Source organism: Microcoleus sp., from assembly GCF_049646505.1.
Lineage (GTDB): Bacteria > Cyanobacteriota > Cyanobacteriia > Cyanobacteriales > Microcoleaceae > Microcoleus.
Map to the genome: position 1 here is coordinate 1 of NZ_JBARVX010000429.1, position 11318 is coordinate 11318.

9 protein-coding genes are annotated in these 11318 nt (G+C 46.4%); 5 read left to right on the forward strand and 4 right to left on the reverse strand.

The window, feature by feature from the left end; translation table 11 throughout:
- The 3 genes from WBA89_RS21105 to WBA89_RS21115 form a co-directional block, all read right to left on the reverse strand.
- Positions 1-1144, reverse strand: a 1144-nt coding sequence (locus WBA89_RS21105) for a filamentous hemagglutinin N-terminal domain-containing protein (RefSeq protein WP_424409209.1), incomplete at its 3' end; no start/stop codon positions are given.
- A gap of 86 nt (positions 1145-1230) precedes the next feature.
- Positions 1231-1737, reverse strand: coding sequence for a 4a-hydroxytetrahydrobiopterin dehydratase (locus WBA89_RS21110; protein WP_424409211.1), 507 nt, complete (start codon positions 1735-1737; stop codon positions 1231-1233).
- 244 nt (positions 1738-1981) lie between these two features.
- The gene (locus WBA89_RS21115) at positions 1982-2914 is read right to left on the reverse strand and encodes an ADP-ribosylglycohydrolase family protein (protein WP_424409213.1); all 933 of its coding nucleotides are present in this window, start codon (positions 2912-2914) and stop codon (positions 1982-1984) included.
- 284 nt (positions 2915-3198) lie between these two features.
- Here WBA89_RS21115 and minC point away from each other — a divergent pair, with 284 nt between their 5' ends.
- From minC to minE, 3 genes are all read left to right on the forward strand, one after another.
- A complete protein-coding gene (gene minC / locus WBA89_RS21120; protein WP_424409214.1) occupies positions 3199-3993 on the forward strand; it encodes a septum site-determining protein MinC in 795 nt (264 codons plus the stop codon).
- A gap of 417 nt (positions 3994-4410) precedes the next feature.
- On the forward strand, positions 4411-5217 hold the full coding sequence (gene minD, locus WBA89_RS21125) for a septum site-determining protein MinD (protein ID WP_424409216.1): 807 nt from the start codon (positions 4411-4413) through the stop codon (positions 5215-5217).
- 217 nt (positions 5218-5434) lie between these two features.
- Positions 5435-5818 (forward strand): cell division topological specificity factor MinE, encoded by a 384-nt coding sequence (gene minE / locus WBA89_RS21130; RefSeq protein WP_424409217.1) that lies wholly within the window; start codon positions 5435-5437, stop codon positions 5816-5818.
- Between the two features lie 296 nt (positions 5819-6114).
- Here minE and WBA89_RS21135 read toward each other — a convergent pair whose 3' ends face one another.
- Positions 6115-7275, reverse strand: coding sequence for a DUF58 domain-containing protein (locus tag WBA89_RS21135; RefSeq protein ID WP_424409218.1), 1161 nt, complete (start codon positions 7273-7275; stop codon positions 6115-6117).
- A gap of 282 nt (positions 7276-7557) precedes the next feature.
- Between WBA89_RS21135 and WBA89_RS21140 the strand changes: the two genes are divergently transcribed.
- Together WBA89_RS21140 and WBA89_RS21145 are read left to right on the forward strand one after the other, a co-directional pair.
- A complete protein-coding gene (locus WBA89_RS21140; RefSeq protein ID WP_424409220.1) occupies positions 7558-8841 on the forward strand; it encodes a type IV pilus twitching motility protein PilT in 1284 nt (427 codons plus the stop codon).
- A gap of 662 nt (positions 8842-9503) precedes the next feature.
- Positions 9504-11135, forward strand: a complete 1632-nt coding sequence (locus WBA89_RS21145) for a polysaccharide biosynthesis protein (RefSeq protein WP_424409222.1) — start codon at positions 9504-9506, stop codon at positions 11133-11135.
- Positions 11136-11318: the final 183 nt, after the last annotated feature.

Genomic DNA, 11318 nt, shown 5'->3' on the forward strand with positions numbered 1-11318 from the left:
TATTATTATCATTAGGGCGTGTATTTAAATTTCCGGCATTCGGTTGTGGAGCTGTTCCACCATTAATATTAGGAGGCGTATTGTTTCCGGCATTCGGTTGTGGAGCTGTTCCACCATTAGTATTAGGAGGCGCAGTTAAATTTCCCGTATTTGGTTGTGGAGCTGTGGCAGTATTAGTATTAGAAGGCGTATTGTTTCCGGTATTTGGTTGTGGAGCTATGGCGGTATTAGTATTAGAAGGCGTATTATTTCCGGTATTCGTTGGTTGTGGGGGCATATTATTCTGTAGTTGAGACAGTCTAACTGCACCGCTATTATTTGTTCCTAAATTGTTTTGGGAAGATTTGGGCGGGTTAGAATTGGTTAATTTAACGCTACCGTCGCTACTAACAGCAACATCTGAGGCATTAACTTGCCCGCCCCCACCTGTGAGCATTTCGGGAAGAGTTGCAGTCGATTTTTCGCTGTCAGCATTGGCAGTATTAGATTGAGAATTCAAAGCTTCGCTGCTGACTTCTATACTCAGCAAATATCCCGGTTGGCTGATGCGGACACTGCTTTTGTCCGGAACGGTAACGATGTATATTTGACCTCCCTCTACGGATACTTGACCTGTATTTGTAACAGTGCCACCGAGTAAAGTTAAATTTCCCCCTTGTTTTACTGCCAAATTTCCGCGATTGACAATGCTTGCTGGTGTGATTGCTGAAAACCCAAAACTGGTGGGCATTCCTGTTAAAGCGAGATAGTTATTGAAACCTATCGCGCTCAATGAATTATTGCCAAAACCAATGCTGTTGGCAGTCGTAGCGGTAAAAGATGCGGGGACGTTTAACTGAGCGGTTGTGCCAAAAATAATCCCTGCAGGATTTATTAAAAATAAATTGGCATTGCCGCCGCTAACTTGAATCAAACCGTTGATGATAGAAACGTCTCCGCCCACTATGCGCCCTAAAATGTTTTGAATGTTTGGATTAGCAATAAAGTTAGCTATTTGATTTTTATTCAATCCGAACCGTTGGAAACTGTGGAAAAGGTTAGCCCCATCTCCCGACTGTTTGCCGCCGCCAATATCGATGCGATTTGCTTGAGGGTTGACGGTAGTACCGGTGCCGTCATTTGCGGGAGCAATGGATTGTCCCAAAGCAGTGGTTTGCCCCAGTAAACAGCAAACTGATAAAATTAATAACTGTCTTTTTATTTGACTTTTTTGGGGTTGACGCAGTAAATTCACGATCCAGAACCTTCTACTAATAAACAAACATTTTCAGGAGTCCACTGGCTGAGTAATTTGGAGATAGTCTCGGCTAAATCAAAGTCCTGTGATGTCAGCCCCCCAGCATCGTGAGTCGATATCCTAATTGTAACCCGGTTGTAAGCAATGGCAATGTCGGGATGGTGACGGGCTTTTTCTGACGGGGAAATCAGGCAATTTACAAAACTGACAGCTTGCAAAAAATTTTTAAATTCGTGGGTGTATTTAATGGTTTTACCGTCTCTATTCCACTGTGGCAAAGCTTGCAACCGTTGTGAGATTTCGGTTTCGGTTAAAAGTTTGAGTTTGGGGTTTTCATTAGTTTGTGCGGTTGTTATGACAATAATAGCACGATCGCCCTGTTCAGCGGGGTGAGTAGGCCGGGCCGCTGCGGTTATTGGGGATATTCCATTGGCGGCTGCGAGCGCTAAAGCTACACGGCAACTTAAAATTACACTTAAACGCAAAACTGTATCGAACATTGTTGATGCGGAGGCTAGTGCAAAAAGTTGTACTATTGAGTTATAGCAGTTCGAGGGAAAAATGAGGAATTGACCGATCGAGCCATCGAGCCCTCAATCACTCAATCCCTCAATTCCCCAATCTAAAATCTAAAATCTAAAATCTTAATATAGACGGACTTGTCACCTTTTTTAGAAAGGCTATAAGTATGTTTTTCAAGCGGGTGTAACAAAATATTTTTTTCTAATAAAACTCGCTTTCTAGTCACCCGTGCGTAAGTCCTACAGTCAAGAGTTGTTCGGCGCAAGATGCAATTAGAGTGAAATCGGTCAATTGCGATCGCCATTTTTCCGGTATAGTAGATTCGCCGTAAAAAGCCCCCGCCAACTGTCCGTAAACCGCACCAGTTGTATCCGCATCGTTGCCCAAATTCACAGCCAACAAACACCCTTCGGCAAAAGAAGAACTGTTATAAAACGCCCAAAGTGCCGCCTCCAAAGACTTGACAACATAACCCGTACCTTTAATTTCAGGAGGTTGTCGCAGTTTAAAAGAACCCGCCGCAATCTCATCAATCTCTGCTACCAGCGGATTTGCTTCCCAATAGCCAGAAATCGGACAATATCTTTCCGAAAGCAACACATCTTTACCAACTCCATTCACAGCCCCCGCAATTAAAGTACCAAAATAGCGGCAAGCATCGACGCAAGTAGCAGCACCGTGAGTAGTGCGAGAACTTGCTCCCGATTTTTCTATTACTTCTAAAGGATTTTTAGCATAAAGCAAAGGCACGGGAGCCAAACGCATAATCGAACCATTTCCAGCAGTATGAGCATCGGTATAACCGCAGAAAGGTTGTCTTGTATCTTCAAATTTTCCAAGTGCTTGTCGAACCGTATTGCCAATATCAAAACATTTGCCTGTACTGCTCAAATGACCTTTTCGCCACCACCGCAAATAAGTTTCTAATTGATGGGCTGGCTCGAAACCTTTTTTCTCAATCAAACTTTCAGCTAAACAAAGTGCCATTGATGTATCATCCGTCCACTCGCCCGGTTGCAGTCGAAACGGGCCGCCGCCAACCATATCGTTAATAGGTGCAAATGTTCCTGGGCGACAGAACTCTAAAGTTGTTCCGAGAGCATCGCCAACTGCTAAACCAAGAAGACTGCCGCGATAACGTTTTATTTGCTGCATATAAGTAATGGGGAATTGATAATGGGGAATTGGTAATGGGGAATTGGTAATGAGTAATTCAAGATTTATGCACCGATCGAAGAAACCGGATTTTTTACCGAATCTGCGGCTTGCATTGAAGTATTTTTGTAAAACAAACCCGGTTTCTAGACCCCCATGCGTAAGTCCTATAATTGTCTAAAGTGCGCGCGGAGTGCCTTGCTAATGACTGATGACTAATGACTAATGACCACTCAGGCTAATATTGATGTTAACCTGTCCATACCCGAACTCAGAACTGTTTCATGATACCCGATGCCTCTGCCGGAGCCGCTGCTGCTCAATCAACGCCCGAAATCAGCTTAGATTTGCAAGTCCGACTCAAGACTGAAGACGGACAGCTATTGTTGCTGCTTCCCCCAGAAACCAACACCGAAGCCGCAACTGGTGCGGCTTCGACTTGGACTGAACTTTGGCAGCAGCTAAAAGTTAGGCTGAATGCAGGAGAACGCTTTTGGCAGCCAAATGCAGAAGTAAAATTGATGGGGAACGATCGACTTTTAGATATCCGCCAACTGCAAGAAATCGCCGATGCCCTATCGGAAGTGGAACTGCAACTCAAACGAGTCTACACCAGCCGCCGCCAAACCGCCGTTGCTGCCGCTACTGCAGGCTATTGTGTAGAACAGCAGCCTCCGGTTTCTTCTCTGAGTCAAACGGTGGCGGAAAAACCGCAATCGCTGGCGGAACCTTTATATTTGCAGATGACAGTGCGATCGGGCGTAGAAATTCGCCATCCAGGGACGATCGTACTTTTGGGAGACGTAAATCCCGGCGGCTCAGTCATCGCCGGAGGAGATATCCTAGTTTGGGGGCGTTTGCGGGGCGTAGTGCACGCCGGTGCCGGCGGCAATACCAAAAGCGTGATTATGACCTTGCAGATGGAACCGATGGTGATTAGGATTGCTAAGTATGTGGCCAGAGGCCCTGAAACCTCACCCGCTCAGTTTTTCCCGGAAGTCGCCTATGTGACTTCTCAGGGGATTCGGATCGGCAGAGCCTCTGATTTTGACAAATCGCAGTTAGTTGGGGGTGATTAGTCATTGGTTATTGGTTATTGGTTATTGGTTATTAGTTATTGGTTATTGGTTATTGGTTATTGGTTATTGGTTATTGGTTATTGGTTATTGGTTATTGGTTATTGGTTATTGGTTATTGGTTATTGGTTATTGGTTATTGGTTATTGGTTATTGGTTACTCGCTACGAATTATCAATTTCCAATTCTTAATTTCCAACAACTAACAACTAACAACTAAAAACTAAAAACTAACGACTAACGACTAACAACTAACAACTAACGACTAACAACTAACAACTAACGACTAACAACTAACAACTAACAACTAACAACTAACAACTAAGAGGGCGGGCACGCACCATCCACCGCCCCTACCAACTGACAACTGACAACTGACAACTGACAACTGACTACTGACTAATAATTCTAAAATCGCTTATGGCTCGCATTATTGTTGTTACATCAGGGAAAGGCGGAGTGGGAAAAACCACCTCCACAGCCAATCTCGGCATGGCTTTAGCTAAGCGGGGGCGCAATGTTGCCGTCATTGATGCCGATTTCGGTCTCAGAAATTTAGACTTGCTGCTGGGCTTAGAAAACCGCATTGTTTACACGGCATTAGAAGTTCTCGCCGGAGAGTGCCGGTTAGAGCAAGCTTTGGTGAAAGACAAGCGGCAGCCGCGTTTGGTGCTGTTGCCGGCGGCCCAAACTCGGATGAAGGATGCCATCAGCGCTGAGCAAATGAAGCAGCTTGTGGGGATGTTGGGAGCAAAATACGACTATATTTTGATCGACTCTCCGGCTGGTATTGAACAGGGTTTTCAAAATGCGATCGCCCCGGCGCAAGAAGGCATCATTGTCACCACTCCAGAAATTGCTGCTGTCCGGGATGCCGATCGAGTCATCGGGCTGCTGGAAGCCAACAATGTCAAAAAAATTAAGCTGATCGTCAACCGGATCAGGCCTGCAATGGTGCTGGCAAATGATATGATGTCTGTGCAAGACGTGCGGGAAATCCTCGCCATTCCGCTGTTAGGCGTTGTTCCCGACGACGAGCGCGTCATTGTTTCTACGAACCGAGGCGAACCATTAGTATTGTCGGAAACGGCCTCTTTAGCTGGAACGGCCTTCGACAATATTGCCCGCCGCTTAGAAGGCGAAAAAGTTGAATTTCTCGATCTCAATCCCCGGCCGGAAAACTTCTTTACTCGCCTCCGCAAGTTCTTAAACACTAAAATTATGTGATGTGCTGATTGGATCGCGACTTCAAACAGCCGGCACCGCACCACAAAAACTACTTGAAAGTTTTCCCCAGTGATACCCGTTCCCCAAAAAAATGAAACTGATGAACCCGAACCCAACCCAGTAGTCTTCAGCGATTCCCCGATCTAAAATCTCAAATCTCAAATCTCAAATCGACTGACTTTTTCTATGCCCAACCCTTGACAAACCCGCTCTACCCATGCTATACACACTTCTCGAACGACTTTTCCCGCGCACCCCTGACAACAGCCGCGACGATGTAAAACGGCGGCTGAAACTGGTTCTAGCCCACGATCGCTCAGAACTCAGCCCAGAAATGGTTGAGTCGATGCGCCGAGAAATTCTAGAGGTGGTGTCTCGCTATGTGGAAATCGATACTACCGAGTCGGAGTTCTCGCTAGCTAGCGACCAGCGGGCGACAGCATTGATTGCAAATCTCCCGATCCGGCGAGTCAGGCTAGAACAGCCACGGGAGAATTTGCCCCAGAATTTGCCTCAAAATCAACCGGAGAATTTGGCCGAGAATCTGCCCGAGTATGTACCGGAGTATGTAGTCGAAACTCTCCCCGAAATTAGAGAGTGACAGGGGAGTATCTCCGGCTTGGTAAAAATATTTTTTTGTTTGATTGCTATCTCGCAAGCGATCGCGAGTTTTGTACAAGCGAGTTATTGAAGAGCGCTACAAAAAAACACAGATGCTCCGTCAAGAACTCTTCTTGTTTATATACAAAATGTTTGAATATCCGAACAAATCACCGGATTTAGGAGCGCTCTACGATTCATATAGTGGACGGTTGCATCGGAGTCATAAAATCGAGTCAACAGTCAACCGTCAGCCGTGCAAGGCATTCATTTGGGACTCCTACAAAAAAATGCTTTTTACAAAAACGAAAGACTCCCTTGCAACTGAATTTCTAACGGTCGGTCGGAGCGAATTTGTAAACCTGGTAAATCGTGTTTTACTAATAGTTTTTCGCCTGTTTCCGCAGTGGCGCTCGGCCAGAGTACCCAACGGCTGCCTTGGGAAAGAGTGCTTAAACTTGCAGAGTTTTGAGTCAGCCAAATTATCGACAGTTTCGATCGATTCTCGATCGCCTCTTCCCCAGCATTAACCGCTGCTAAAGTTTCCAAAACTACCCGGTTCCCCGAGACAAGTCCAGTCCCTGCAGTCCAAAGTTTGACGTTTAACAGGCGCTTGCTAGCATAGAAGTACAGGGATGCAGCTACAGTCACCGCTCGTTCAAATTCCTCTGCTTGCCACATCGCAGCGCTGTCGAGAGCAATAATAATGTCTTGACCGCCGGCGGCAACTTCTAACTCTCTCACGCGCAGTTCTCCGTAGCGGGCGCTGGTGCGCCAGTGAATCAGGCGGGTGGGGTCTCCGTGGCGGTAAGGTCTGAGGTTGCGGGTGAGGCCTTCGGTAGCAGTTTGCGATCGACTGCGATTGTACAATTGCGGGCTGTCTTCTTGACCGATGCGATCGACCAAAGGGCAAGTGCTCAACGGCAAAACCTGCGGGTAGACAACCGCCACCGCTTTCGCCGGACGGCTGCGGCGGCACCAAAACAACCCTAAAGGGGCGGCCGTCCTCAAGTTGACCTCTTCCCAGCGATAGACCCCCCGGTGCCGGACTTCTAGATAGTATGTATCCTTGTATATGCTTGACGGCTCTATGACTTCGATCGGGCGGACGACCTCTTTTCCCAGTACAAACGGCAAGATATCTATCACCTGCAGCAAAATTTTAGGTTGGCGGGCGCGATTTTCGATTTCTAGTTCGACCGTAATTTTATCGCCCGCACTCACCGGCTCGATCGGGCGGCGGCGGACTTCCAAAGAACCGAGCGATTTTGCAGGCAAAACCGCCGCTATTGCCAACAGCGCCAAACTCCCACCGCTGAGCGCGTACAGCCACCCAGCCATTGTATTAGTAGCAGAACCAAAAAAGAAAACCGTCATTCCCGAAAGCAGCCAACCCGCGTAGGCAGGAGTTACAGCGCGATTTTCGAGCCAGCCGGCAATTTTTTGACTGATGTTCATAGGAGTTAAAATTGTTAATTACTCGATCGCCCGCCCAGCCTAATTGTAAAATATTCTCACCATTTAGCACCGAATTAGCAAGCGAGCGATTAGATTAGAAATCTGGTATTTATTCGCAATAAATCACATTGACCCCGCCCAAAAATGGATACAAGCCCCCGACACGAGCGTCAGGGTCGATTCCCAAAATTTAGACTCTAGTTTCTGCTCCCAGATTAATCTGTGGAGTCAATCCAAAATCTCAAATTTCACACCTAAAATAGACTGACTGGAGACAAAAAAATGAACCCCCCAAACAATCCTACACCCGTTCGACCAGACGCTCAAGCCCGCCGCACCCCGCCCCCGCCGCCGCCCCTAGTTGCAACTCCCGCGCCTCCTCCTGCACCAGCCCCTAGCCCGGCCCCAGCAGCCCAGCAGCGGGCTGCTGAGACACCCACCAGCACGATCGAACAAATGGTCAGAGATGCCCATAGCGCCTCAGCTTCCGACATTCACATTCGAGTCGGCCAAGTACCTCGATTTCGGATTCGGGGCGTGATGCAACTAGCAACCACCCACCCCAAAGTAACGCCAGAACTTTTTGAACATTACCTAGCCGAAATTCTCACCCCCGAACAGCGAAAACAGTTCGTAAATACCAAGGAATTAGATGCAGCAATTTTTTACCCGGGCTTCGTTCGGTGTCGCGTCAACTGTTTTGATTCCCTCAGCGGTGGTGCCATAGTATTGCGCTTGATCGACTTGGAAATACCTACCATCGATGCCTTAAGGCTGCCAGAAGTTCTCAAAAATATCATTTTGCGATCGCAGGGATTAATTTTGATTACCGGGCCTACCGGTTCGGGAAAATCGACAACATTGGCTGCAATGATCGACCACCTCAACCAGATGGAACAGAAGCACGTAGTTACCATCGAAGACCCGATCGAATTCATTCACCCTTCCAAAAAATGCTTGGTCAGCCAGCGAGAAGTCGGCTTGCACACCCACGAATTTCAGCAAGCTTTGCGGGCAGTTTTGCGGGAAGATCCGGATGTAATTCTAATTGGGGAAATGCGCGATCGCGTTACCATCAACACAGCACTGCAAGCAGCTCAAACAGGTCACTTGGTGTTGGGAACTCTCCACACTCGCAGCGCCATAAACGCCATAAACCGCTTGTTGAATATGTATCCGCCCGAAGAACAGCAAGCGATGCGGATTCAAATCTGCGACTCTTTGGTAGCAGTAATTGCCCAACTTTTGCTGCCAACAGTTGACAACCGCCGCGTCGCAGTTCACGATATTTTAGTGAATACGCCCGCCATGCACGATTACTTGATGAAAGGTGCTGATGACGAAGCTTTCCGGTTGATGGAACAGGACAGCTACGAAGGAATGCAGATTATCAACCAGGTTCTTTACGAACTCGTCCTCGAAGGCAGAATTACCCTCGAAGAAGCTGCCAAAACTTCTCCCGAAGCCAGCGATTTAGACCGCCGCTTGCGGACTGGAGGCTACGACAATGCCTCGGCCCGCAACTTTGAAGGCAGCAAAAAAGAGCGCAGCGTTCGCGCCCGGTAGCAGCACAAATACAGGGGTAGGCACAACAAAACTACCCCACCAATGAATACCGTTTGAGATTGGAGCATTAAAGATTTGAGAATTAAAAATTGGGAATGACTAATTGTGTATGAGTAACTTAACCTACCGCTGCATTCTTTTTTTCAAGTGGTATAGGTAGCAATATTTTCGGCACACCGCAATATTTGGCTCTGCTCTCAGTACCTTTACTTAAATTTTTACTTAATTTAGTAGTAAATAATACATTTTTCGTCCGCAGTAAGTATCCTTAAGTTTGTTAAAAACCCGCGCTTCTTTACATTAACTTTAAAATTGCGTGAAGATACGGTGCTGATTGCAAAGAAATAGTAAAGATATGTTTTGAGTATTGCCAACAGCCAGCAACTTAAGTTTATAGTTGTAGTGACAAATTTTTGACAGTTAGCGCGAAGATTTTGCCGATCGCCAAAACAAGCAGGTGAAAAAAGTCCTTAACAAAACTACAAGTACCCGGAAAACAATTAATTAGCAGGAAAGCCGATCGCCTGTCATGCCGATTAAGCCGCTTGATATCTAAAAAACCCTAAAACCGAGCAAACTTTTCTAAATTCTTTTTCTCGCAAATCAGTTTAACAAATCGCCGACGGGCAACAGTATTTCTAGACTTTAAAGGAGCCAAGAAAATGCCAAGCACATTTAACCCCTCAGAAATGTTTGAAGGTGTCAGCAAAGCAGAAATAATCGATCGCATCCAGCAGCTAGTTCCCCCCGGTTCCCCCGAACCGCAAAATCCGCAAATCCTAGCAACGCTACAAACTCTCACCGCACAACTAATCGCAGCCTATCAAGCCGACGGACAATTAGAAAGCGAACCTTTTAGCGACGTGCGCGATCGTACCATTAACCTGTACAGCCTCGCCTGCAGCAACAAAATCAAAGGAAAAACCATCCTCATCACCGGCGGAGAAGGATGCGTCGGAAGTTTTCTAATCGAAAAACTCCTCTCTCTAGGCGCAACTAACATCATTTCCGCAGACAAAGCCCGATGTCAAAACCCCGCAGAAACTATCCCGCACTTTAACAAAGAAGGCGCAGTAACTTTCTACGCCGCCGACATTCGCAACTTCCAGGCGCTCAAACACATATTTGAAGTAGAAAAACCGCAGATTGTTTTTCACCTAGCAGCCCAGCGCCAGCCCGGATTAGCTGAAATCCAAATTCGAGAAACAGTTACAACCAGCCTGTTAGGATGCAAACACGTCATCCAACTTTCCGAAGAATACGGCGTAGAAGACTGCATCTTCTCTTCCACAGGAAAAACATCTCGATATTTTACAACCGAAGTTTACGCCGCCTCCAAAAAATTTGCAGAATGGCAATTTGCCAAAGCCGCTCAAGAAGGAAGCGTCACTTACGGGATGGTGCGCTTTACTCATATGTTAGAAAATAGCTTGTTCTGCGAGCAAATGTCCAAGAAAGTACAGCAAAGTAAAACAGTCAACGTTCACGCTCCCCACCGCTACGTAACCGCTCAAAATTTAATCGAAGCCGTACATTTGTTACTGAATTCGCTGGTGGTTTCCGTTCCCGGAAAACTGAAAATTGTCGCCGTGAGCAATCTCGGATGGCCGACAGAAACCCTGGAAGTCGCTCTTTATAAAATTCTTGAGTCAGGCAAAAATCTGCCGATTTATTTTCAAGGACTTTTACCGGGATACGAAGAACCGTTTTTCCTCGGACAATTTGACTGGAGCAAACCTACAGACATTCACCTCCTAATTAATGTTTTGGAAGATCCTTTCAGAATAGTTGACGAGGCTGGCGACATGGTGATTGTAGAATTAGCTCCTTTTTCTTTGTGCGTGTTAGAAAAACAAGTGTCGAAGCTGGAAAGATTAATTGTCAATCCAGATTTCCCGGAAGTGGAAATCAAGCAAGCTCTCGCCGCAGCGGAAAGAGAAGTGGTTGCTTCTTCTTTTGCGTGGAGTTCCGCCGCAGAATTGCTGAAAATTTTGCAGTGGGGAATCAATCCGAAAAAACTGCAAGGTTACGGAACAGAAATTGCTAACTACAGCGAGATTATCGAACTTCTATTACAAGGAATGTACGGGAGGCTCAACCAAGAAGTTTTGAACAGTGCTGGAGTTAGTGCTGATGAATTTGATGAATTAGTTGAGAGTCTGTCGGCGATGGATTCTATTCAAGCAGAAGTGGGATATTTGCGATCGGTATCGAGATGTATCAGACAATCTGTAATTCCGGCGCAGTCGGTTCAAAAAAAGTCTGAACCTGTTCCTGTTCGCGATGCAGCGTAGCTTGAACATACTTTAGAGATTGCTTCGCTGTTTTTAGTCGATTAAAAACAGAACATCCAGAAACCCGGTTTCTCATCAAGTCTGGGCTTGTTTGAAGTTTAATTAACCGGATGTATTTAACGTTGTCAGAATCGACATGATATGATATAATTTCGGCTCGATAAACCGCAATCAATTTGATTG

What these genes read in the sequence shown, in the direction of transcription:
- WBA89_RS21110 (WP_424409211.1), bottom strand. Translation starts at nt 1,737, where the DNA reads ATGTTCGATACAGTTTTGCGTTTAAGTGTAATTTTAAGTTGCCGTGTA.
- WBA89_RS21115 (WP_424409213.1), bottom strand. Translation starts at nt 2,914, where the DNA reads ATGCAGCAAATAAAACGTTATCGCGGCAGTCTTCTTGGTTTAGCAGTT.
- minC (WP_424409214.1), top strand. Translation starts at nt 3,199, where the DNA reads ATGATACCCGATGCCTCTGCCGGAGCCGCTGCTGCTCAATCAACGCCC.
- minD (WP_424409216.1), top strand. Translation starts at nt 4,411, where the DNA reads ATGGCTCGCATTATTGTTGTTACATCAGGGAAAGGCGGAGTGGGAAAA.
- minE (WP_424409217.1), top strand. Translation starts at nt 5,435, where the DNA reads ATGCTATACACACTTCTCGAACGACTTTTCCCGCGCACCCCTGACAAC.
- WBA89_RS21135 (WP_424409218.1), bottom strand. Translation starts at nt 7,275, where the DNA reads ATGAACATCAGTCAAAAAATTGCCGGCTGGCTCGAAAATCGCGCTGTA.
- WBA89_RS21140 (WP_424409220.1), top strand. Translation starts at nt 7,558, where the DNA reads ATGAACCCCCCAAACAATCCTACACCCGTTCGACCAGACGCTCAAGCC.
- WBA89_RS21145 (WP_424409222.1), top strand. Translation starts at nt 9,504, where the DNA reads ATGCCAAGCACATTTAACCCCTCAGAAATGTTTGAAGGTGTCAGCAAA.